General features: G+C 66.4%; 2 protein-coding genes. Both read right to left on the reverse strand.

Annotated features, from left to right (window positions below):
- Position 1 precedes the first annotated feature (1 nt).
- Positions 2–1,777, reverse strand: coding sequence for an acyl carrier protein (locus ASF04_RS26350; RefSeq protein ID WP_056148582.1), 1,776 nt, complete (start codon positions 1,775–1,777; stop codon positions 2–4).
- 44 nt (positions 1,778–1,821) lie between these two features.
- Positions 1,822–26,562, reverse strand: coding sequence for an SDR family NAD(P)-dependent oxidoreductase (locus ASF04_RS27735; RefSeq protein WP_056148585.1), 24,741 nt, complete (start codon positions 26,560–26,562; stop codon positions 1,822–1,824).

Consider the following 26,562-nt stretch of genomic DNA (forward strand, 5'->3'; position numbering starts at 1 on the left):
GTTAAAGGAACAGTCCCGTTTTTTCCTCGCGCACGGCGCTGTCGCGCAGGTACGGAATCCTGACCTTGCGCGCGGCGTCGTGCATCTCGGCCAGCCTGGCAAAGATGGCGCCCGCCTGCTCCTGCCGCCTTGCCGGCTGGGCATGGGTGGCGATCTGCTTGAGGAACGCGAAGTAGTCCTTGTCTACGACTACCTGTTCTTCCCAAAGTTCCTTGGCGATGCGCGCGACCGGCGTGTCGAGCCCCTTGCGGAACATGTAGTAGGACGAAATCCGGCCGCGCGCCTGCTCGACTATCCCCGACAGGAACTTCATCGCGTCCAGCGGTCCGATGCCCGAACCGAGCAGCGTGTCGTAGATGCGCTGGGTCTTGGCAAAGCCGCGTACATGGCGGCTGTAATGTTCGCCATAGACTTGCGGTTCGTCGATGATGCGATCGGCCATCGCCGCCATGCACGCCAGCATGCTGATCTGCGACCCGGACGTAAACCACGTGCTGGCTGCGCAACCGCCCACCATCGACCAATTGGCGCCATAAAAGCGTTCATGCATGAAGTGCTGCGACGGCACGCTGACAATCTCCTTGCGGCGCGCAAATTCGCGGCTGTAGTCGATGCCGCGATTCTGGTATGCCTTGGTCAGCGCGGTGATGATCTCCTCGGGATTGCGGTCGCCGATATCCTCGGGCGCCATGCTGATCCCCACCGAGACATATTTGCCGAGCGGGATAAACCAGGACACGCCATTGAGGTTATCGAACTCCGTCTCGGCGCGCAGCAGCGTGGTGGCGTGCATCCATGGCAGGTCTTCGCGGTGGCACAGGTCCTCGCAATCCTTTTGCATATAGTGGGTGAAGATGACCTGGCGCGGTGCGTCGAAGTTCTGGTACGGGATCTCGAGCTTGCGGCCCAGCAGACGGATATGGTTGGTGCAGTCCCACGCGTAAGACGGCTTGATGGTGGCGCCGTTCTTCAGACGCAGCAGGGACAGGCGATCACCTTCCTTGTCGTAATCGACATCGACCACCAGGTCGTCGACCCAGTAGCACTGCTCGCAGGCGCTCACTTCGTCGAACAAGGCCTGGTCGAAACCGATGCGATCGACGTGGATGAAGGCGCGCGGCGCTTTGTCCAGGAACAGCGAAGCCATGGTGCCGAAGAAATCGAAGCGCAAGCCGGCCACGATGTCGCCCATGAAGAACGGCGTGTAGTTCTTGGCAAACAGGTAGGGTTCGTAGCCTTCGAAGTCCTGGGTGAACTCGATGGTGCACGCCTCCGTCATCGATTCGCCCAGCTTGGGCGTGTCGCCCAGTTGCGGCGAGCCGACCAGCACATGGCGGATATTCTTGCGGCACAGTGCGCGGCTGATCAACATGCCGCCGATGCCGCCGCCGATGATCACCGGGACGTTCTGCGGTAGTTCGCCATGCGTCCCCCTGGTGAGCGGCCGCGCTTGCGCGTCCATCGGCGCCGCAGCCGGTGACGGAATGGCGCGTGCCATGTCGGCAGCCATCATCGACAGGTACTGGTCCACCTTGTCGGACTTGTGCTCGAGCAGGTAGCCGGTAAAGGCATCCAGCGTCGCGTGTTCGAAAAACACGCCCGGGTGGATATCGTCGTCCAGCGCGGCCGACACCTTTTCCACGAAGCCGACCAGCAGAACCGAGTTGAATCCCAGGTCCTGGATGTTGACGCCGGTGGCGATGTCGCCGGGCGCCACGCCCAGCGCTTCGCCGGCGAGCGTAATCACGGTGTCGCGCAGCGCGCGTTGCTTGTCCATTCGATGCTCCTTGAGTTGAATTGAAGTTGAGCAGCGCTGCCGGTTCATGCGACCAGCGATTCCCAGCCATCGGCAGACGCCTGCGTGAAGGTTTCGTGGAACAGCTTTGCAAAGACATCTTCCGCCGCTGGTTCATCGACGGGCGCCGTCAGCCAGAACGACTTCTCGTCGAAGCGCTGCCGGGGCAGCGGCGCGCGGGCTCGCGGGGTGGTGGCCAACGGCGCTTCCTCCAGCAGCACGTGGGCATTGACGCCGCCGATGCCGATCGAATGCAGGCCTGCGCGGCGCGGTGCCGCGCCCCGTTCCCATGGCACCACCGTGGTCGGCACGTGGAACGGCGACTGCTCGAGCAGGATGGCCGGGTGCAGCGACGCCCAGGTGGCGATCGGCGCGATGCGGCCATCGCGCAGCGAGCACAGGGCCTTGACCAGCGATGCGATACCCGAGGCGCCTTCCAGGTGGCCGATATTGGCTTTCACGGAACTGACCGCACAACGGTGCTGCCGCCAGGCTTGCGGCGTGAGCGCCTCCTTGAAGTACTGCTTGAAGGCGGCCAGTTCGGCCGCATCGCTGAAGCTGTTGGAGGTGCCATGCGCTTCGATGTAGGAAACCGTCTCCGGGCCGAAGCCCGCCACGCGATACGCCTCACGGATGGCGCGGTACTGGCCGTCCACGCTGGGCGCCACCTGTGACAGCGCGCCACGCCCGTTGTGCGTCACGCCCACGCCGGCCACCACGGCGTGGATGGTGTCGCCCTCGACCAGTGCCCGGTCTTCGGGCTTGAGCAGCACGCAGCCCACGCCCTCGCCGCGCACATACCCGTCGGCGCGGGCATCGAGCGGGTACATGCGCCCGCTGCGGCTGAGGATTTCCCCCTCGTCGCGGCTGCGGAAGCCCGCCGGGTCGAGCAGAATCTTAACGCCGGCGACGATCGCCGTGTCGCACTCGCCCGCTGCCATCGCCTGCGCCGCGCGCTTCAATGCCACATAAGTGCTGGCGCAGGCGTTGTCGATCGCTTCGCTGGGGCCGGTGAAATTACAATAATACGAAACCTGGTTGGCGATCATGCCGGGACTGAGTGGCTGCACTGTCCCCTCGTCCATGTCCAGGTTGCGGGCCAGCGCCTGGTAATCGACCGCATCGAGCGCCAGGAACAGGCCCACGCGGCCGGTGGTCAGTTCACGCATGGCGATGCCGGCGTGTTCCACGCACTGCCAGATGCTGCGCATCAGCAGCCGCTGTTGCGGGTCCATGGCGCGCGCTGCCGCTGCGCCGACGCCCCAGAAGGCGGCATCGAACTTGTCGATGTCGGTGAGCAGTCCGGCGTGGCGCATGCTGGCGGGATCGGCATCGGCCACCACGCCACGCGCACGCCAGGCGTCGTGCGCGTTGTCGTCGATGCTGATGGTCTTGTCCTGCACCTGGCGCCAGAAGGTGTCGGCATCCGGCGCGCCCGGTAGCCGGACGTCGTAGCCGATGATGGCGGCACGCGGCTTCGCTGCATGGCTGGTCATGGGTTGCGGGTCAGGTCGAGGTTTTGCTGTCAGTGGCGGTGCAGGTGCCGGCTCAGGCTCAGGTCCCGGTTGCGGTTGCGGTTGCGGTTGCGCTTCCGCTTCCGGCATCGGCATGGGCGCGACGAATTTTGGCGTAGCTGCTTGTGTCGATGACATGGTCGCGGCCAGGTAACCGATCAGCTTGCGCGGCGAGTTCAGTTCCATGAACAGCGGGCCGGTCAGCGTCAATCCCAACTGCTCGTTGAGCAGCGCGGCGATCCTGGTGGCGCCGATCGAATCCATGCCATGGTCAGCGAAATCGACGTCGGCATCCACGGTATCGGGCGCCAGACCCAACACCTGCGCCACGGCCGCGCGTACCGCGTCCTCTGCATCTTGCGAGCTCTTTTCGCTAACTGTACGCTGCGCACCAATCTGCCCGGCAGGTTGCGGAGCTGCCGTCAGCAAGGCGGCAATGCGGGCGCGCTCCCCCTGGAACACGCCGAACTGGTGGCCATTCGAGGCGAGCGCCGCCCCTAGGGCCGCCATGCCGGCGTCTTCCTGCAGCGGCACGATGCCGTACTGCTCGCGCATCAGCTGCGCATAGGCAGGCTGCACCGACATGCCGCCGTTCTGCCACAGCGGCCAGTTGATCGACACGGTTTTACCGCGTCGCTCGCCGCGCGCCACCAGCGCCGCGCGGTGGCCAGCGAAGCTGTCGAGGAAGGCGTTGGCGGTCGCATAGCCGAACTGGCCCGGGTTGCCGAACGCCGCCGACGAGGAAAACGCCACGAAGAAGTCGAGCGCCAGGCTAGCGGTGGCGTGATCCAGGTTGACGATGGCGGCCGCCTTGGCATCCAGCACCGCATGCACCTCGGCGGCAGTGGCGCGCGCAATGAAACTGTCGGCCAGCACCCCGGCGCTGTGGATCACACCGTGCAAGGCGCCATACCGCTCCAATACCTGCGCCACCAGCGCGTGCGCCGCTTGCGGCTGCGCCGTATCGCAGGCGATGTAGTCCGCCTGCACGCCCTGGCTGCGCAGCGCAGCCAGTTGCCCCTCACGGGCCGCATCCAGCAACGAACGGCCAGTCAGCACGAAGCGCGCCTGCGTGCCGGCTCCCAGGTGGGTAGCGAACATCCGGCCCAGTCCACCCAGGCCGCCAGTGACCAGGTACACGCCCTGGCGGCGCAGATGATCGGCGCTGGTGCGGCCGTCTTGCGCGTCGGCTGGTGCTGCGTCCAGCAGTTCGCGCCGCAGCACCTGGCGCTGGCGCCCGGCCGGATATGCCACTTCCGTGTAGCCATCGCCGGCAGTGATCTCGGCGCGCAGGTTGGCTTGTGCGGAAGCCATGTCACCAACCGCCAATGCAGCATCGAGGATCAGCCTGGTGCGGATGAACGGCAGTTCCAGCGCAATGGTGCGCAAGGCGCCCATCAGGCCACGGTGCGGATAGTCGGTACCCGTGTGCGGCCCGTACACCAGCAGCAGTTCCGGTTCGGCGCGGCGCTGGCGGGCGGCTTCCTGGCTCCACGCCAGCAGCGCGGTGGCGTGACGTTCGAGATCGGCGGGAATATCGTCGCTGGTCGGCAGGTGGACGATGTCGATAGCATGCCCCGCCAGTTGCGGCGCGTTGAGCGCTGGCGCACCGATGGCGAACACGGTGGTCTTGCATGGTTTTGCCGTGCCTGTTGCGGGACAGTCGTGCCACGCGGTGGTGAAGTACACGGTGTCGGCGAATGCCGGTGCCTTGGCAGATACGGAATCCGAAGCCGAGGCCAATCCCGGAGCTCCCCCGCTAGCCGACGCTGGTGCGGGTGTCGTTACAGGCGCTGACGCGGCTATGACGGCACTCGCATGTGCAGCTGGCAGAGGTGTCGATACAGCTGATGCAGCTGTTGCAGCTGATGCAGCGGACGCCGGTACGTCGATCCAGTGGCGCTCGCGCGCAAACGGATATGTCGGCAGGCTCACCCGACGCGGCGCCAAGTCAGGGAACTGCAGGCGGTGCACCACGTCCCATTCAATCGCTGCGCCATCGAGCCAGGCCCGCGCCAGCGGCTGCATGTCGCCGGCAGCAATCCAGCGCTCGAGGTCTTCCACTGCAGGCGCTGACGCCTGTTTGCCCTTTGCCGTGGTGGCGCGCATGGCATGCGGTGCACCGCCGCTAAAAGCTTCAAGCTGCGTGCATAATCCTTCGATATTGGCAGCCACGAAGACAACCCGCTCGGCCATCGCTTCACGTCCCGTTTGCAGGGTCCAGGCCAGGTCGGCCAGCGACAAGCCCTCCCCGTGCCGGCGCAGGTATGCCAGCAGGCGCGCCGCCATGGCCTGCAGGCGATCCGCTTTCTTTGCCGACAACGGCACGATCACGGGGCGCGCAGGATAAGCGGACGCCGGCGGCGCGACTGGCGCGGCGTACTCCTCCAAAATCAGATGCGCATTCGAACCGGATGCACCGAAGGAACTGAGGGCGGCGCGGCGCGGTATCGCCACCTCGTGGCCGTCCTGGCTCATCACCGGCTGGCGCCACGGTTCGCACACGTGCTGCACCCGGAACGGCGAACTGGTGAAGTCCAGGTAGGGATTGAGTTCAGTCGAATGCAGCGACGGCACCAGGGTGCGGTGCCGCAGTTGCAGGGCCACCTTGGCCAGTCCGCTGATGCCGGCCGCCGATTCCGCGTGGCCGATATTCGACTTGACCGAGCCGATGGCACAGTACTGGCGGTCTGCCGTGTAGTGGCCAAAGGCTTTTACCAATCCCTGGATTTCGATCGGGTCGCCGAGCGACGTGCCGGTGCCGTGCGCCTCCACGTAACTGATGGTGCGCGGATGGATGCCGGTCTTTTCCAAACACTGCTCGATCATGTCCGCCTGCGCCACGGGGCTGGGTACGGTCAGGCCGCTGACCGCGCCCACGTGGTTGGTCGTGCTGCCCTTGATGACAGCGTAGATATGGTCGTTGTCGCGCACCGCGTGGCGCAGGGGCTTGAGCAGAACCGCGCCCACGCCCTCGCCTGACACGTAGCCATCGCCGCCCTTGCCGAAGGCGCGGCAGCGGCCGTCGCTGGCGTGCATGTCCATCATCCCGTAGGTGAGGTACTTGACCGGATGCAGCGACAGATTGACGCCGCCTGCCAGCGCCACCTCGCATTCGCCGCTGCGCAGGCTTTCCAGCGCCATGTGCACCGCGATCAACGACGACGAGCACACCGTGTCGATGGCCATGCTGGGACCGTGGAAGTTACAGAAGTACGATACCCGGTTGGCGATCTGCGCGTAGTTGAGCGACACCGGCATCGGTTCACCGCGCGCGTTGGCTTCGGCGCTCAGGAGGGCATAATCGTTATGCATCACGCCCGCGTACACGCCCACCTGGCGCCGCTGGTTGCGCCCACGCGGCGTGACCAGGTTCTTCGGCGTGTAGCCGGCATCTTCGATCGCCTCCCAGCACACCTCGAGGAACTGGCGCTGCTGCGGGTCGAGCAGCTTCGCCTCCCACGGCGAGACGCGGAAGAACTGCGCATCGAACGCGCCGGGATCGTTGATAAAGCCCCCCCAGCGCGACATCGGTTTGCCCGACGGCGACGTCACGCCATCCATCCGCGCGCGTTCCCAGCGCGAGGCCGGCACCTCGGTCACGCTATCGACGCCGGCGCGCAGATTGTCCCAGAACTGCTCCAGGTTGTAGGCGCCCGGATAGCGGCCGGCCATGCCGATGATGGCGATGTCGTCAACCTGCGTATTGTGACGTGACGGCGCACTCAGGGACTCGGGCGCGATTGATACGGTTGAATTAACCGGCGCCCTGGCATCGGCTTCGTCGTGCACCTGACCATCCCACGCCTGCGGATATTTTTCAGCCAGGTACGCCGCCAGCTCCGCAATGGTGGTGTATTCGAACAGCAGCGTCGGCGCCAGCGTGGCGCCCAGCCTCCTTTCCAGTGCTCCCACCAGGTCCAGCAAGCGCGCCGAATCGAGCCCCAGTTCGTAGTAGCCGACGGAGGTGTCGATACGGTCGGCAGGCGTGCCGATTCGGGCAGCCATTAGCTCTACCAGGTAGTGTTCTGCCGCGGTACTGGCGGTGATCGCCCGCATATCGTCGGCAGTTGCAGCAGCGGCGATCGATTTGGTTGCGACTGTCGTTTCCGCCGGGCCGATGACGACGGTTGCAACGGCTGCGGTGTTTGCCGCGGCTGCAGCCGTAACGACAGCAGCGGAAACAGTGCCGACCTGCGACTGCGCAGCCAGCACCGGCTGCGCCATATTGCGCTGCGGGTTGATCGCGCCCTCGTCGCGTACCAGCTTGCAGGCGTAGTTGCGCAGCTCGGCGACCTTGACGCCGGCGGTGTCGAAGAACTCGATGGTCATGTACAGCAGCTCGTTCCGGCGGCGTACGCCGGTAGAGTCGATACGCGCGACGCAATTGGTGGTCAAAGGCGCACTGGCGCGGAACGATTCGTAGAACAGCGGCAGTATCAGGCGATCCTCGCCTTCGAAGAAGGCCGCAAACAGGCGCTGCGCGCCTACGCTGGCGCCATCGATCAGGGCAGGATGGAAGCGGAAGGCGGCAGCATCGGACAGTGCCTGCGGCCCCACCGCGATCTCGATGACAGTAGCTTCCAACCCCTCGTGCACCACGCCTGCCGCCTTGATCACGCCACTGTGCTCGAGACCCTGGCGCGCGCACTGCGCATACAGTTCCTCCAGATCCGTGCTGGTGGTGGCCGCGCGGCGTGCTTGCGCCAGGTCCAGAATGGTATCGAAAGTGGCGGGCGCCACGCGATGCATCTCGGCCATGGCGTAGCGTTTCGGCTCGCCACCGCCGGCCGACTCCACGTGCGCCTGCCAATGACCGTCGGTGCGCTGTTCGCACCGAATGTCGAACAACACGTCGGCGCCTGCCGTCACCGTGAGCGGCTGGTAAATCGACAGGTTGCGCAGCTCCAGCTGCGCCAGCGGAATGGCCATTTTCTCGAAGTGCTGGAACAGCATGTCGATATAGGCCAGGCCGGGCAGCAGTTTCTGGCCGTAGGCGCGGTGGCCCTGCACTACCGGGTGCCGGGCGTCGAGGCGCAGGTGGCCGGTGGAATCGTCCAACGGCCAGGCTGGCGCCGTACCATGCAAGCGGCGCCGTTGCAGCGCCGGCATCGGCACTGGTGCGCGGCGTACAACGTGCCCTGCCGGCGCTTCCCACGGCGCCATGATCACGTGGGCGTTGGTGCCGCCATCGGCAAAGCAGCTCAGCGCCGCGAGCGGCGCAGCGACGGACCACGGTTCCACCGCGCGGCCGAAGCGGAACGGCGACTGTTCGAGGTCGAAGTGCCGCATCGGCTGCTGGCCGGACAGGAATGGCACACGCTGGCGGTGGTCCAGCATCAGCGCAAGCGCAATGAAGCCGGCGATACCCTTGGCGCACAGCGGATGGCCGATATTCGGCTCCATCGAGCCCAGTTCGCACGGGGCGCCACCAGCGGGACGGTACACCGCCTGGGTGGCCTTGATCTCGAGCAGGTCGGTCACCTCGCTGCCGGAACCGTTGACATGGACATAGCCCACCTGGTCGGCGCGTACGCCGCTGTTGTCGAGCGCAGCCTGCATCACCGCCTTTTGTGCCGCCAGGTTGGGGGTGGCGGGACCGGCGGTGCGGCCGTCGTTGTTGATCGCCACGCTCTTGACCACGGCATGAATGCGGTCGCCATCCTGCAACGCGCGCTGCACGGTTTTCAGCATCACCATGCCCACGCCCTCTGCCGGCACCACACCGGCAGCGCGCCCGTCGAACAGGTGGAACTCGCCGCCCTCGCGCAGCAACTGGCGGCTTTCGAACAACCGGTGTGCTTCGTCGGAGGCCAGTAAGCTGGAGCCGCCGACCAGGGCCGCGCCGATATCACCTGCTTGCAGCGCGCGGACCGCCATCTGCATCGCCACCAGCGCCGACGAGCAAGCGGTATCGAGTACCAGGCTCGGACCTTGCAAGTCGAAGAAGTGCGAGATGTTGGCGGCCATGTAGTTCTGGCCGACGGCGACGATGGGATTGCGCGCCTGCGCCAGTGCCGATGCTGCCGGTTGATGGCGGCTGCGTGCGCCGATATACACGCCGGTCGCACTGCCCTTCACTTCGCGCGCGGTGTAGCCAGCGTGGGACAAGGTTGCCAGTGCCTGTTCCAGCAACAGCAGCGCTTGCGGGTCCATGGCACGGGCATCGTCTTCACCGAGCAGGAAGTGGGCCGGATCGAAGTCGGTCACATTCGAGAGCAGACCCGCGTAGCGGGTGCAAGGCGCCTGCCAGCGCCGGTCCGGCACCGGGCCGATGACGCAGCGGCCTTCGGACAGCAGGCGCCAATATCCATCGAGATCGTCGGCCCCGGGCAGGCAGCACGACATGCCGACGACGGCGATGTCGTTCTGGTTACCCCTGCTGCTGCCGCTGCCATTGTCCGAGGCCGAGATTGGTGACTCGGTTGGTAACGCCGGACGGGATGCCGGACTTACAGGCGTTGCCGCATTTGCAGGAGGTGTAAAATTTGCTGCCATTGCGTGCGCGACTGGCGCTTTCGGCATTGCTGGCGTTATGGGCGTTTCCGGTGATGCTGTCATTGTCCGCGTTGTCGGGATTGCCGGAGCCAAGGGCATTGCAACCAGGGCCTGCTGCGTGTGCGTGGCTGGCCCCGGAGTTGCGGTACCCAACATGCCTGCCAGCGCAGCCGGATACTGCGCCGCCAGGTAAGCCGCAAATGCTGCCAGCGTCGGATGCTCGTAGAAGATCGACGGGTCCATCGGCGCCGTGTTGCCATGCGCCGCCAGCGCACCGTCTACGCGGCGCAGTATTTGGGTGAGCATGATCGAATCGACGCCGTAGTCCTGGAACGGTGTGGCCCGCTCCAGCGTGTGCGCCGCTACCATCAGCTCTTTGGCGAACAGGTCCGCCAGCCAGTCCAGCGTGGCACTGGACAGGTCGGCCGGCGCGGGGGCAGATATAGCCGCAATGGCGCCGCTGGCGACAGCGGCAGCCTTCACGACAGGTGCGGCCGCCAGGCTGCGCTCCATCAAGCGCTCCGGCTCCCAAGATGTGGCATCGACCACGGCTGGCAAGATCACCGGGCCGGCGCCACTGGCCAGTACCGCGTCAAGCAGTTGCAGGCCCTCGGCATCTGTCAGCGTCAACAGGCCGGTGTCGCGGTAAGCACGGGTGGTGGCCTCGCCCATGCCGGTCTCCTTCCACGATGGCCACTGGATGCTGACCAATGGCAGCGCACCGGCATGGGCCTGTGCCACGTAGTCCATATAGCAGTTGGCACACGCGTAATCGCTTTGTCCTGCGGCCAGAGACGGCACCGTGGCGGCCACCGACGAGAACAAGACGAAGAACTTGAGCGGCTGTCCGCGCACGGCGGCCAGCAGCGCGTCGAGGCCGGCCACTTTCGGCTCCAGCACGGCCGTAAAATCGGCAGGGCTCTTGCGCACAAAGGCGGGGTTGTTGAAGTCGTTGATGCCGGCGCAATGCAGCACGCCACCGATGGCGCCCATTTGCGCCGTCACCCGCAGCACCGCATCGGCGACTTGCCGCGCATCGGTGCCGGCCAGCGCCAGCACCTCGATTTGCACTCCTTGCGCCACCAGGTCCTGCAAGGCCGCCAGCTTGCGAACCAGGGCCGGGCTGACGGAGGCATCCGCCATGCACGCGCTCCATTGATCCATAGGCGGCAATGCTTCGCGTCCCGTCAGCACCAGCTTGCGTACGCCATGGCGTGCCACGAAGTGACGCGCGCACAGCAGGCCCAGTCCGCGCGTGCCACCGCTGATCCACAACACGGTGTCCGGATCGAACGACCACGGTGCGGACGCTGGCAATGTCACTTCGGCCAGTCCCGCCACATACCGCAGCCCCTGGCGATAGCATGCTTGCGGCGCCGCCCCTGCCGCGCGCCATTCGGCCGCGATCTGGTGAGCCTGTCCGGCGATATCGTCGCGGGCATCGAGGTCCAGGTGGCGCGAGCGCAGCGACGGATATTCGCTTTGCAGCATGCGATACAGCCCCGCCCCGTTGGCGCCGGCCAGCCGGATCGCCGCATTGTCATGCGCCTCAAGGCCGATGGTGACGCCCAGCAGCAGCGCCGGCTGGCGCAGGTCGCGCTGCGCGGCCAGGCGACGCAACCAGGGCAGCAGCGACAGCGCAGCTGGTGCGTCGTCGCCGCAGGCGGCCAGGTCGATCAAGCCGGTGATGGTGTCGAGCGAGGTATCCCCGGCGTCATGACCGGTCGCCGGATCGACGATCACGCCATCGACCTGCTGCGCCAACAACCGCGCCAGCGCCATGCTGCCATCGGTGGCGAGTATCAGCGCCCGGCCCGATGCCATGACGTCGGCAGGCACCGCAGGTTGCGCCAACCAGTGCTTCGCCACGAAGCGGATGGAGCGTGCTGGCGTGGGCGCGGGCGACGAAGCAGTGCTGGTGCTGGTGCTGTTGCTGTTGTAAGACTGCGGCCAGTGCCGCTCCCGCGCAAACGGGTAACCGGGCAGGCTGACGCGGCGTGGCGGCTGTGCGTACAACATGCGCCAGTCGATCTCCACGCCCTTGATCCAGAGCGTGAGCAGCTTGCCGAACTGCCGGCGCGCCACCCACCGCGTGATCGTCTCGCGCAACTCGTCGCCGTTGAACAGGTCCAGCACCTGGTCGCCAAGGGCGACCTTGCCGCGATAACGTTCAACGTCCTGTTCACCGGCGATAAAGGCGGCCAGCCGCTCGCGCAATTGCTGCAACGAAGTCGCCACAAACGCCACCCGCTCATCGAACGTCTCGCGCCCCGTTTGCAGGGTGTAGGCCACGCCATCGAGATCGAGCGCATCGTCGTCGGCCACGGCCAGCAACTGCCTGGCAGCCTCGATCAGCCGGTCCTCGCTGCGGGCCGAGAGCACAATCAGTCGCTCGTGGCTGGTGGGTGCGAGCGCCTGTGGTTCGACAGCTGGCAGATACTCTTCGAACACCACGTGGGCATTGGCGCCGCCGAAGCCGAAGGAGCTGACACCGGCGCGGCGCGGCGCCACGCGTCCCGAGGCATCGACCGGCGCCGGCCAGTGCGCAGTCTTGCGCACCACGTGGAACGGCGTGCCCTGCAAGTCGATGTACGGGTTGAGGGTCTCCGAGTGCAGGCTTTTCGGCAGCGTGCGGTGCTTCAGCTGCAGCAGTACCTTGATGGCACCGGCCACGCCTGCGGCCAGTTCCAGGTGGCCGATATTGCTCTTGGCCGAACCCAGGCCGCAGTGGGCGGCTGTCACCGTGGCGTCGCCGCTGGCCTGGTACAGGTCGCGGAACGCCATCTTGAGCGCATTCACCTCCACCGGGTCGCCCAGCGGCGTGCCGGTGCCGTGCGCCTCGATGAAGCCGACGGTGCGCGGGTCAATCCCTGCTTCGGTGTGCACCGATTTGATCAAGTCCGCTTGTGCCTTGGGGTTGGGTGCAGTGAGCGAGTTGGCGCGGCCGCCGTGATTTTCACCGCTGCCGCGCACCAGTCCATAAATGTGATCGCCATCGCGCTCGGCGTCGGCGAGCTTTTTCAGGAACAGCATGCCCGCGCCCTCGCCGCGCGCATAGCCGTCGGCGGTGCTGGAGAAAGTCTTGCAACGGCCATCTTCGCTCAGCATGCCGGCCTTGCGGAAGCTGATATGGCCGTCCGGCGCGATCAGCACATTGACGCCACCCACCAGCGCCATGTCGGCCTGGCCACTGTCGATCGCCATCACTGCGCGGTGGATCGCCACCAGCGACGACGAGCAGGCCGTGTCGATGGTCTCGCTGGGGCCGGAGATATTGAGCAGGTAGCTCATGCGATTGGCGCCTAGCGAGGCGCTGCGCCCGGTGGGCAGGAATGCGTCGCACGGCACTCCGGCCTTTTGCAGCAGCATGCCGTACTCGCTCACCGACGTGCCGACGAAGATCGCGGTGCGGGTGCCCGATAGCGCTTTAGCGCTGTAGCCGGCATCCTCGATGGCGTGCCAGGTATGCTGCATCAACAGGCGCTGCATGGGGTCCATGTACAACGCTTCGCGTGGAGAGATGCCGAAGAACAGCGGATCGAATTCGTCCACGCCTTCGATAAACCCGCCGTAGCGCACGTCGGTTTTGTCACCATCCGCTGCCGGATCGCCATAGTAGTCGCGCCAGTTCCAGCGGTCGGCCGGTACTTCGGCAATGCAGTCGCGGCCTGCCGCCAGGTTGCGCCAGTATTCGCGTGCGTCGCTGGCCATCGGGAAGCGGCCGCTCAAGCCCACCACGGCGATCGGCTCGCGTTGCCGGTCCGAGCGCGGCAGACCCGGTGTTAGCTGCGGCAACTGTGTCGCAGCGGCGGTTGTCGCAGCTACTGGCACGAAGGATGCCCGCGCTGGTGCTGGTGCTGGTGCAGTTGCCGGTACAGTTGCGGGTGTGGGCACAAGCGCAGGTGCACTCGAAACTGGCGTCAACGTGCCGGTTATCGCCACCTCGGGATATTCCGTAGCAAGGTGGCCGGCCAGGCTGCGCATGGTCGGATGCTCGAAGAAGATGGTCGGGTTGAGCGCGCGCCGCGCCGGGATCCTGAACTGCGCATTGAGCTCGTTGGTCAACTCGGTCAGGCTGATCGAGTCGAAGCCGTAGCTGCTCAATTCCTTGTCCAGGACGAGCTGGCCCGGCGCCATCTTCAGGATGCGCCCCACCACGGGACGCAGCAGCGCAGTGACTTCTTCTATTGGGCGCGCGGCGTCCACGTGACTTTTGCTGGTTGACTGCATGACGATGTGCTCCGCGATGGGTGGCGGCGCGAAGGGCGCCGAAGGTGCGGCCAGGCCGGGAATGAAGCGTGCGATGGCGGCGGGGTCGCCCGCCAGCACCATCACTTGCGCCAGTCCGCTGGACCAGGCGCGATAGAAGGCATCGATGCCGGCAGCGGTTGGCAGCGGCACCAGGCCCGTGTTCTCGGCCATCCAGCGTTCGGTCCCGGCATCGGGCGCCATGCCGCCTTCGCGCCACAGAGGCCAGTTGATGGCCAAGGTACGGCGCTGCGGATTACGGCCGGCGGCGTACGCACCGAGGAAGGCATTGGCCATCGCGTAATCGGCCTGGCCGGCATTGCCCAGCGCCGAGGCGATCGAGGAAAACAGCACCACGAAGTCCGGCGCCAGCGCGGCGCACGCACGTTCGAGATTGAGCAAGCCGGTCACCTTGGGAGCGAATACCGCCTGCAATTCGGCCCCGGTCTTGGCCGGGATGAAGTTGTCGCGCACCACGCCGGCGCAATGCAGCACACCGTCGAGACGCCCATGACGCGCGCGGATGGCGTCGGCCAGGGCATCGACACTATCAGCTTGCGCCAGGTCGGCGCAAAAGTAATCGATGCGCGCGCCACCGGGATAAATCGCGCTGCGCGCCAACGCATCCAGCCGCGCTGACAGCTCCTCGTCAAGTGCGGAGCGCCCGGCCAGCACCAGCGTAACATGCCGCAAGCACCCCAATATCTCGCGGGCGAACAGCGTGGCCAGTGCGCCGGTGCCGCCGGTCAGCAGATAGACGCCGCCCTCGCGCCACGGCAAGCTGGGTGGCTGGTGGCTTTCCGGAACCGGCTGCCATTGCCGCATCTCGACCATCCCGGCGGTGTGGCGTACCAGCACGTCCTCCGCGTCGTCCGCATGCTGCGTGCTGGCGTTCACCTGGCTGGCGATATCGCTGCCGGTGGCATCGACCAGCACCACCTGCGCCGCCACCTGCAAGTGTTCGCGCGCCAGCACCCGCGCCAGGCCCGCCAGCATTGCCAGCAGCGGATCCGCCGCCACGAACTGGATCAGCACGCGGCCGGAGCTGGAACCGGAATGATGCCGGCGTTCCTGCAGTTGGGCGCGCACCAGGGCCAGCGCTTGGTCCGCAACGTCAGCATGGCGGCGATTGCCCACGCCGATGTCGATGGCGTGGATTTCGGCGTCACGAAAGCGATGGCCCCAGTCAGCGGCCGGCCCCATGCCGCACATGACCACCAGCCGGCGATCGTGCGCCGCGTTACGCCGGCCGTGGTGGCCGGCGGTCCATACCGGCTGCGACAGCAGGATTGCTGGCGCCTCGGGCCTAGCAGCACTCTGCGGCCCCTGCTCCACCACCTTGAACGAGAAACCCTTGAAGCGCACGCAAATCATGCCGGCGTCGTCGCACAGGTCGATATCGTATTTGAGGGCGCCCGGCGCCGCGCCGCGCGCGGGCCGCGCCAGTGCCCACATCTCCTCCTGGCAGCTGCCCAGCACCTCGAGCTCCTCCAGCGCGAACGGCAGCGCCAACGGAATGCGGCTGGCATCTTCCCAGCCGGCCATCAACGGCGGCGCGGTGTGGACGGCGGCATCCATCGCGGTCGGGTGCAGTACGAAGCGGTCCACCGCGTCGGACAGTCCCTCGGGAATGAATATATGGGCCAGTGCCTGCGGCATGCCATCCGGCGTAGCGCCAAGGTGGTATTCGCTGATGCCACGGAAGCCAGCCCCCAGGTCGGCGCCGCGCAACCGCATGGCGTCAAAGTGATGGCAGGCGGGGATGGTGGCATGGTCACATTGCGCACGCAAGGTCGCCAGGTCCACCGATGGAATCACGTTCACTGCATGCCGCATCGCCACGCCCTGGCTGTGTACCACCAGCGGCCGGTCCGCGCGTTCGCCGCCGCTGAAGATGGTGAAAGCGATATCGCCACCGTCATCGTATTTGAGGCCGATATGGATTACCGTGCGCTGGGCGGGATCGTCGCCATCGTGACAGGCCACCGGCCGCATCCACACCACGTTCTTGATCTGCAGGCAACTGGTGTCTGCCTCCACGCCGCACGCTTCGCGCACGGCTGCACGCACCATCTCGAGGTGGCCGACGCCGGGCAGCACCTTGCGGCCCATGATCACGTGTTGAGTGAAGAAGAATTCCTGCCCGGTAAAGTGTGAGCTGTAACGGTGGCCCGCCGCCAGGGTCGAGGTGTTCTGATGCAGCAGCGGATGCAGCATGGGAGCCTGCGCCTGCAGGCTGCCGGCATGGCTGACGGCTGGCGGCAGCCAGTAGCGCGCCAGCTCGAATGGATAACCGGGCAGGCTCACACGGCGTGGCCGGGCCGCGTCCTGCGGATACTGCGCCGGCCAGTCCACATGCTGGCCGGCCACCCAGCCAGCGAGTAGCGGCGGCAACGGAGACATTGCTTCGGCACCCTGTGCCAGGCCGGCCAGCGCCTTGCGCAATTCGGCCATGCTGCGTACCTCGAACGCCGCGCGGTAAGCCATCGCTTCGCGCCCGACCTGCAAGGTCCAGGCCAGGTCGGCCAGATTGATGGCCGCCGCTGCGGGAAGGTCGAGGAAATCGCGCAACCGCTGGGCCATTACCGGCAAGCGCGCGCGCTGGCGCGCCGACAACACGATGGCGTGTGGCCCGCTGGATGACTGCACTGGCGCCCGCAAAGGCGCTTCTTCTATTACCAGGTGCGCATTGGTGCCACTGAAACCGAACGAACTGACGGCCGCGCGCCGCGCTTTCCCCGGCGTCTGCGTCCAGGGCTGCGCACTGCGGTTGATGAAGAATGGCGATGCCGCCAGGTCGATGTGCGGGTTGACCTGTTCCACGTGCAGGGTGGCCGGCTTGATACCATGGCGCAGCGCCAGCAGCAGCTTGATGGCGCCCGCCACCCCGGCCGCCGCCAGCGTATGGCCGATATTGCTCTTGACCGAACCGAGCGCGCAAAAGCCGGTGCGCGCAGTGAAGGCGCCAAACGCCTCTTTCAGTCCCTCGACTTCGATCGGATCACCGAGTGCGGTGCCGGTGCCGTGGGCCTCCACCAGCTCGATGGTGTCCGGGTCGATATCGAACTTGCGGTACACATCCTGTGCCAGGCGCGCCTGGGATTGCGGATTAGGAGCGGTCATGCCATTGGTCTTGCCATCCTGGTTGACGCCCCAGCCGCCTATTACGCCGTGAACCTGGTCGCCGTCGCGCAGCGCATCGTCCAGGCGCTTGAGCATCAGCGCGCCCACGCCCTCGCCCGGCACGAAGCCGTTGGCGCGCTGGTCGAAGGTGTAGCAGCGGCCGTCGGGCGACAGCATGCCGGCCTTGCTGGTCATGATGTGCATGTCGGGACCGGCCAGCGCGCACACGCCGCCGGCAATCGCCATGTCGCAGGCGCCGGATGCCAGGCTGTCGCAAGCCGCTGCCATCGCCACCAGCGACGATGAGCAGGCGGTGTCGATCGACACGCACGGTCCCTGCAGATCCAGCAGGTAGGCAATGCGCGACGCGAGTATTGACGTGGCGCGGCCCATGAAGTTTTGCGCGTTGAGGTCGCAGCGGACTATCTCCTGGCTATAGTCGCCGGCGGTGCACCCGACGAACACGCCACAGCGGCTACCGGCCAGCGCCGCCGGTCCGTAGCCGGCATCCTCCACGCAATGCCAGGCATTTTGCAGGAACAGCCGCTGCTGCGGGTCCATCCACTCGGCCTCGCGCGGCGAGATGCCGAAGAACAGCGGGTCGAACATGGCAACGTCGTCCAGGCAGCCCATCCACCGTGAATAGCTTTTGCCCGGTTGCTGGCGGTCGGTATCGACATGGTCGGCGATGCGCCAGCGGTCGGCCGGAATCTCGCTGATGCAGTCGCGCCCCTGGGCAAGGTTGTCCCAGAACTGCGCCAGGTCGCGCGCCATGGGGAACTGGCCTGCCATGCCGATGACAGCGATTTTCGGTGGTGGCGATGTGCGCAGCTCGAGCTGCGGCGCTACTTGCAGCGCCGGTTCGGCACGCACAGTGCACAGCATGACAGGCGCGGGCTGTGGAGTCGGCGTCGGCGCAGGCATGGCGTCCGGCGGCGCTGCGGAAACCTGGCCCACACCCTGCTCGCACAGGCACGCCGCGAACTCACGCAAGGTCGGATGGCGATAAATGGCGGTAGCGTTGAGGTTCAGACCATAGCGGCCGTTGATCTTGCGGACCCAGTTGACGCCAGTGATCGAATCGAGCCCGATGTCGATGAACTTCTGGTCCAGGCCTATCTCGCCCGCCTGCATGAACAATTCGGCAGCCAGCATGGCGGCCAGTTCCGGCAACAGATCGCCACCGCCGTTGACTGGAGCTCCGTGCGGCGGCCGCGCCATCGGCGACTCCTCTGCTTGCGCCCCTTCGCCGAAGTGCCGTTCGATCAGGGACAGAACCTCGCTGCTGCCCACGAAGCATTGCTCGTGCATGGCCTGCTCCTGCGCCAGCACCTGCGTGAGGCGTGCAGAGATATGGGCTATCGAAGCGCGCTTGGCCGCTGCCAGCGCGGCACGGTCTTGGCGCGCCAGCTGCGTGGCCAGAGACAATGCGTGCGGCAGCACGCTGGCGGCAGACACCACCTCGCATGGTGTACCACGGTCGCGCAATTCGGCGCCCGTGTACTGGCGCGCGCCAAACAGGATCTCACGTGCGATGTCGATGCCGAATTTGTCGGGGAAGGCCAGCGTGGCGCCAGCGCCCGGCGTGAAGCCGTACCGCATATAGGGGCTGCGGTACGTATGCTGTTCGCTGCACACCACCAGGTCGCAAAACATGCCCAGCGCCCAGCCGGCACCCACCCCATGGCCCTGCATCGCCGCGACGACGGGAATGCTCAGCGTGGCCGGCAGGCTGTAGATATCGATGTCGGTGAACCTGGCGCGGCCGGACTGGATGTCCAGCAGGCTTTCGCGCGTGCCGCCGCTGGAAAAATAACTGCCGTCGCCGGTGATGACCAGCACCCTGGCTTGCGGCTCGGCGGCCACCGCCGCAAACGCGTGCGAAACGCCGGCTACCAGCAGGCTGGTAAAGCCATTGCGGCTGAGCTGGTCGCACATGGTCAGCACGGCCACGCCCTGGGCGTCGATGTCGAGCCGGACGACGTGGGAGTCTATGTCGATAGTCCGTACGCCGTCACGTATCGCGGGCATTGCAGGCATTGCAGGCATTTTGCCAGTTGTTGCAGCGGTATCGCCAAGCAGCGCATTCCATGCCGATGGCATTGGCGCTGCCACGGAGAATGCGTCGCCTCGGGCGCGCTTGAAACCATCGTGCCAGCCGGCCGCCAAGCCAGCCGCCAGCGCCCGCAGTTCCTGCGCCATGTGCTGCTTGAGCAGCGCCAGCGACACGGCCGGCGCCGCCGCCAGTTGCCGGGCCAGCGTCAATGCTGCTGCCTTCAACTCATGCGCCGGCAAAACGGTCAGTCCCAAGCCCGATTCGCGCAGTTCGCGTCCGCTGCGGGCGGTATCGGTCAGCACGCAGGCTGCACCGTCCCCCAGGCGCCAGCGTGCCGCGAACAGCGCAGCTTCCGCTGGCGTGCCGCGCGCAGCGTAGCGATAACGTCCATCCTCGGCGCACAGCATGAAGTCGCACAGCGACGCAAACAGCCAGGCCAGGCCCTCGGCATCGCCCTCGACCACGGCAATCACCGGCGCCGGGCAATCGAACGGCAGCAGCGCCGCGCCTTGTGAAATGAACGCTTCGTCACCATCGACCGGCAGGAAGCGCGATTCGCCGTGCAGCAGTACCGCTTTCAGATCGGGCCTTTCCGCCACCAGCAGCATGGCGCGGCGCAGTGCATCCACCAGAGCCGCGTTCCACTGCGGCGGACAGGCGCGCATATCGAGGGCGTAGATGCCATCGCCGTGATCGACCACATCGATTGCAAGCCCGGTAGTGGCGGGCACCGCTTCCACTTCCACCTCTGTATCAGTCGCTGCCTCCACCTTGGCGGCTGGCAGCGCCGGTAGCGTTACGGTGGGCTTGGAAGACGGAGGAAGGCGGTACGCACAGAAATCGGAGCTCGCCAGGGCGGCCAGCGCAACGTTGTCCGGTTTTCCGCGCAAGGCGCCGGCTGCGGGCAGCAGCTGCGGCGGCTGTACTCGCGCGTGCGTCTGCGGCTCATCCGGCGACGACAGAAACGAATTCGCTCCCAACTGTGGGACTTCCATCGCTACGCCCACCGCCGTAGCCCGCGCAGGCCACAGCCGCTCACGCTCGAACGGATATGTCGGCGCGCTGATGCGGCGCGGGCGCCGGTCTGCCGCCAAGTGTCGATACAAGCGGTTCCAGTCAAAATGCACGCCCTTGACCCACATGCCGAGAAATTGCGCGACCTTGCCCTTGTCCAGCCACAGCGCCATGGTTGCCTGCAGATCATCGTCATCGACATAGCTGCCCAGCGCCTCCCGGTTGCGGCCCACCTGCCCCTGGACAAAGGCGCCGGACTGTCCCCCGCCGTCGAGGAAATCGCGCAGGCCCCGTTCCAGCTCGGCCAGCGACTGCACCGCGAACCCCAGCCGCTCGTCGAACGGATCGCGCCCCACTTGCAAGGTGTAGGCCAGCGATGGCAGCGACACGCCCGGTTCGACAGTGATCCAGTCGAGCAGCGACTGGACGTAGCGACGCAAGGCCGCGGGCGTACGGGCCGACAGCGGCACCAGTACAGGTGCATTCAATGCGATGGCGGCGGCTGGCGGCGCCGGATATTCCTCCAGTACCACGTGCGCATTCACACCGCCAAAACCGAATGAGCTAACCCCGGCGCGGCGCGCCAACGGCCGGCCATCGGCGCCCGGCGGGGTTTCCCATGCCTGCGCCTGGCGCGGAATATGGAAGCGGGTGTGGGCCAAGTCAATCAACGAATTGACGGTATCGCAGTGCAGGCTGGGAGCGATACGCTGGTGGCGGAACTGTAGCAGCACCTTGATCACACCTGCCACGCCGGCCGCCAGTTCCAGGTGGCCGATATTGGTCTTCACCGATGCGATCGCGCACGGCGCGGCCGGTCCCCGTGCCTCGAACGCGGCCTTGATGCCGTTGATCTCGACGGGGTCACCCAGCGGCGTGCCGGTGCCGTGCGCTTCCAGGTAGGTCGCGGTATCCATATCGATACCGGCGCGCTGCCATGCCTTGGTCATCACCTGCGCCTGCGACAGCGAATTGGGCGACGTGAGCGAATTGGCGCGACCGCCGTGGTTCTCGGCGCTGCCCCGGATCACGCCATAAATATGGTCGCCATCAGCTTGCGCCGCACCGAGCTTTTTCAGGAACAGCATGCCCGCGCCTTCGCCGCGCACATAGCCGTTGGCGGCGCTGGAAAAGGTCTTGCAGCGGCCGTCGGGAGCCAGCATGCCGGCCTTGTTGAAGCTGACATGCAGATGCGGTGCAACGATGGTGTTGACGCCGCCGACAATGGCCTGCTCGCAGTCACCTGCTTGCATCGCCTGCACCGCGCGGTGGATGGCCACCAGCGACGATGAACACGCGGTTTCAACGGGTTCGCTGGGGCCGGTGACGTTGAGCAGGTAGCTCATGCGATTCGGCCCTACCGACGGCACCACGCCGGTGGCGCTAAAGCCTTCGACCGGCAGTCCGGCGCGCGCCAGCACGCTGTCGTAGCCAGTGCTGGCCGTGCCCACGAAAATGCCGGTGCACGATCCCGCCAGGCCCGATGGTGCATAGCCCGCATCTTCGATCGCTTGCCACGCGTGCGTCATCAACAGCCGCTGTTGCGGGTCCATGCTCAGCGCTTCGCGCGGCGAAATGCCGAAGAACAGCGGATCGAAAACATCCACGTCATCGATAAAGCCGCCCCACTTGATGTCGGAGCAGTTGGGGTGTTCCGCCGGATCGGCGTAGATCGCTTGCCAGTCCCAGCGCTGCGCGGGGATCTCGGTGATGCAGTCACGGCCCTGTTCCAGGTTGCGCCAGAACGTTGCCAGGTCGGGCGCCATCGGGAAGCTGCCGCTCATGCCAACGATGGCGATCGGTTCGGAACCATGCGCAGGAGTGGCCGTCACGCCAATTGTCTCGTGGACGGCGTGGGCTTGGGCTTGCGCCGAAGCCGGTGCCGGCGCCGGTTCCGGTGTTGATGCTGATTCAGCTTCCGCCACCGCAAACGCCTGCGGATACTGCGCCACCAGGTAACCCGCGATGCCGGCAATGGTGGGGTAGTCGAAGAACATCGCCGGCGACAGCTCGATGCCGTATCGCTCGCTGATGCGATTGGCCAGACCCGTGTACGCGATCGAATCGAAGCCATATTCGCTCAACTGGGTACGAGTATCGAGATCGGCCGCATCAAGCTTGAGCAGGTCAGCCGCGATCGTGACCAGCGCCGCCGCTACACTGCCGACGCTATCCGCACCCCGGCGCGACCCGGTGGTGACGATGTTGACAGCAGGCGCGATCAGCCTGTCGCGCATGCGTGCCAGGTCGCCTTCCATCACCAGCACCTGCGACTGGCCGCTTGCCACCGCCCGGTAAAACGCCTCGATGCCGCTGGCGGTGTGCAGCGGTCGCATGCCCAGGCGCTGGTCCAGCATGCGTGCAGTGACAGCGTCGATGCTCATGCCGCCGTCCTGCCACAACGGCCAGTTGATGGAGACGGTCACGCCGTGACCATTGCTGCGCCACGCCGCGTATCGGTCCAGGAAGCCGTTGGCGGCGGCGTAGTCGGCCTGGCCGGCATTACCCAGCGCACCAGCAATCGAGGAGAACAGCACGAACAGGTCGAGCGGCCGGCTACGCGTAGCGGCGTCGAGATGGACCACGCCATCGACCTTGGGCGCCAGCACGCTGGGGAAATCGCTACCGTCCTTGCGGACAATGTAGTTGTCGCGCACCTGGCCAGCGCAGTGCAGTATGCCGTTCAGGGCGCCGTGGCGGCGGTGGATGCCATCCACCAGCGCGTGCACGGCATCGGCATCTGCCAGGTCGAGCGCATGGTATTCCACCACCACGCCTTCGCGCCGCAGCGCGTCGAACTCCGATGCTGACCTGGCGGTGCGACCGGCAAGCACCAGGGTGGCGTGTTGCAGACGGGCGGCGATTTCGCGGGCGAAGATCAGTCCCAGCGCACCAGCGCCGCCGGTGATCAGGTATACGCCGCCCTCCTTCCATGGCGTAGATGGAATCGCCCCCGGTACCGGCAGTTCGGTCAGCACTGCGGCCATGCGCTGTGTGCCCACGCAGCAGAACAACACAGTCTCCGGCCGCGCGGCACAGGCCAGCACCTGGTCGCGCAGCATGCCCGCCGTAACCGCGCCACCGATGCGCAGCACCTGCGTCACGCACTGGGGATTTTCCAGCTGCGCCGTCTTGAGCAGGCCTGCCAACCCGGCCAGCAGTTGGTGCGGTCCGTCGTCGGGCACCAGCAGTTGCAGCAACTGGCGCCTTGGCGTTGCCGCCGCTGCTCGCATGGCGGCGCGTACCTGCTCGAACAGCGTCACGGCGGTGTTGCGGTAGTCCGCAGACAGCGTCGTGCCTTCGCCATCGACCAGCGCGCTCACCGTGCGGGCGCCCGGCAGCAGCGCGCCAAGTTCTGCGGCCAGGCCGGCATTCTCGAAGCCCGCCAGCCAGATGCGATGGCCCGACCAGTCCTGCGGCGGCAAGGCTGCGGCATCATCGTCGCGCCAGCCCGGCGTGAGCATCAGCAAGCCGCCAGGCGCCGGAGCCTGCTCACCAGCCAACACGCGCAGGGACAGGCCGCGCAAGGCGGCAAATACCTGTCCTTCGTCGTCGCACAAGTCGATGTCGAACGACTGCGGCGCGCGGTCGCTGCCCTCTTTGCCCGCCCCAGGCCGCACCCACGCCCACAACTGCAACGGCGGAGCGGCCGCCAACACCGTGGCGGCCGGCAGCAGCAACCGGTCCAGCGCAAACGGCACCAGCGCTTGCGTACCGGCGCCGGCAAACCCTGCAAGGCTTGCCTGCAATGCGCCATCCATCAACCCCGGGTGCAGGACAAGACCGGCAGCGCCGGCCGCATCGACCACGCGCACCCTGGCTAGCACCTCGCCATGGGCATCGGCATGCAGCGCGATGATTGACCGGTGCGCCGGCCCATAGTCGATGCCCATGGCGGCAAACATGGCGTAGTGCGCGTCCACACTGCGCTCGCCGCCAGCCAGGCGTGCGCGGACTGCTGCCAGATCCACTGCCGGAACGGTCCAGGTCAGCGCCGTCGCCTTGCCCTGGCTGTGAATCAGCGCGCCATCTGCTGCACCGGAGCGCACGTTCCAATCCACTGCGTCCGGTTGCTGCACCAGCGCCAGTTGCACCTTGACCGGTGCGGCGCCGGCCACCACGGGCCGCGACCACACCACGCCGGACAACTGCAACCCGCCGGTTACCAGCTCCGGCATCGCCTGCCGCAGCGCAGCGCGCACCATTTCCAGGCTGGCTACGCCAGGCAGCACCTTGTCGCCACGGACCCGGTGGTCGTTGAAAAAGAATTCCGCGCCATCGAATTCGGCGTCGAAACAGGCGCCGTTACCGGTCGATGCAACGCTGTGCAGCAGCGGATGCAGCCATGCCTGGCCCGCTTTTCCAACCTTTTCATCCTTTGCTTCCTCGAACCAGTAGCGTCTGCGCGTAAATTCATAGCCGGGCAACGTCAGCCTGGCTGGTACGCCGTCTGCGAAGTACAGCGACCAGTCCGAGATCGGCACCCCTGCTACCCACCACCGTGCCAGCCTTGCATGGTCGCGTGAGCGCAGGCAGTCGGCCAATTCATCCGCCGTGGGTGCGCCATTCACCGAAGCGCCAACCGCCGGGCCGCCGACTGCCGTGTCACTGGCCGCCTGGTTGCCGGCCAGCCGGTCGCTGGCAACCGGGTCGCCGACCTTCGGAGCGCCGACCGAATCGCCCGCGCCTGCCCTCGTATTGCCGTGCAAAGCACCAGGCTCCAGCTGGCCGGCGGCAAACGCGTTCAATGCGCGGCAAAGCGTCTCCGCATCCTGCGCCTCGAAGGCCAGTCGCTCTTCGAGTGGTTCGCGCAGGTGCAGGGTATGGGCCAGCGCGGCCAGCGAAAACGGCCGGTCCCAGGTCCGTTCGCGCGGTCCGTTCACATACCTCGCCAGCGATCCGGCGTACCGCGCCAGGCTGTCGCGGTTCTTTGCCGACAGAACGAACAGCAGCGGGGCATCGGTCTGCTGTGCCTCTCGCACCGGCGGATCTTCGAAACCCTCCAGCACCACGTGGGCATTGACGCCGCCAAAGCCGAAACTGCTCACGCCAGCGCGCCGCGCGCCATCGGGTCCCGGCGCCCAGTCCTGCCCCTGCTCGAGAAAGTGGAAAGGCGAGCCATCGAGCTTGATGCGCGGATTGGCGCGGGTGAAGTGCAGCAGCGGCGGCAGGTGGCCGTGCTTCATCGCCAGCAGCACCTTGATGATGCCGGCAATGCCGGCCGCCGCCTCCAAATGTCCGATGCTGGTCTTCACGCTGCCGACCGCGCACGAGCGCGCAGCCAGTTCCACGCCTTGCGCCCTTGCCTGACTGGCGTAGGCGCGGATCAGCGCATTCATCTCGATCGGATCTCCCTTGGGCGTGCCGGTGCCGTGGGCTTCGATGTAGCCAATGGCGGCGGGAGACAGTGCCGCATCGCGCAGCGCCATTTCCACGCAGCGCGCCTGGGCGAACGGATTCGGGGATGTGACGGTAGCCACCTTGCCGCCATGGTTGACGGCCACGCCCTTCACCAGGCCATACACCTTGTCGCCGTCGCGCAGCGCCTGGCGCAACGGCTTGAGCATGATCAGGCCAGCGCCTTCGCCGCGCACGTAGCCGTCCGCGCCTTCGTCGAAGGAGCGGCACACACCGCGCGGCGACAGCATGCCGGCCTTGGAGAACGAGATGAAATGGGTGGGATTGAGCAGCACGCTCACGCCACCCACCAGCGCCGCACCGCAATCGCCGCGCCGCAGCGCATGCACGGCTTCGGCCAACGCCACCAGCGAGCTGGAACAGGCGGTATCGAACGGGATGCTGGGGCCACGCAGGTCGAATTCGTACGACACGCGGTTGGGAATCAGCGTGGTGTGCACGCCGGTGGACATGTGGGCTTCGATGGCGGCCGGCGCCCGTTCGACCTGCATCTTGTAGTCGAAATTGCACACGCCCAGATAGACACCGGTATCGCTGCCGCGCAGGCTGGCGGGCGCATAGCCCGCGTCCTCGAAACACGACCACGCCAGTTCCAGCATGATGCGCTGCTGCGGGTCCATCAATTCCGCTTCGCGCGGCGAGATGCGGAACAGCGCGGCGTCGAACTGGTCGATGTCGGCCATGAAGCCGCCCCATTTGCTGATGGTCTTGTTCTCGTCCTCGCGCCGGGTGGAATAATACTGCTGCCAGCGCCAGCGGTCGGCCGGCACTTCGTCCACGCAAAACCGGCCATCGCGTTGCGCGCGCCAGAACGCTTCGTAATCGCCCGCGCCGGGAAAGCGGCAAGCCATGCCGATGATCGCGATGTCATCGGGAGGATCGGTTAGCTCAGACAC

Origin of the sequence: Duganella sp. Leaf61 (assembly GCF_001421905.1) — a bacterium.
GTDB lineage: Bacteria > Pseudomonadota > Gammaproteobacteria > Burkholderiales > Burkholderiaceae_D > Rugamonas > Rugamonas zoogloeoides.

Bases quoted from the DNA above. Each gene is read 5' to 3' on its own strand.
- ASF04_RS26350 (WP_056148582.1), bottom strand. From the start codon at position 1,777: ATGGACAAGCAACGCGCGCTGCGCGACACCGTGATTACGCTCGCCGGC.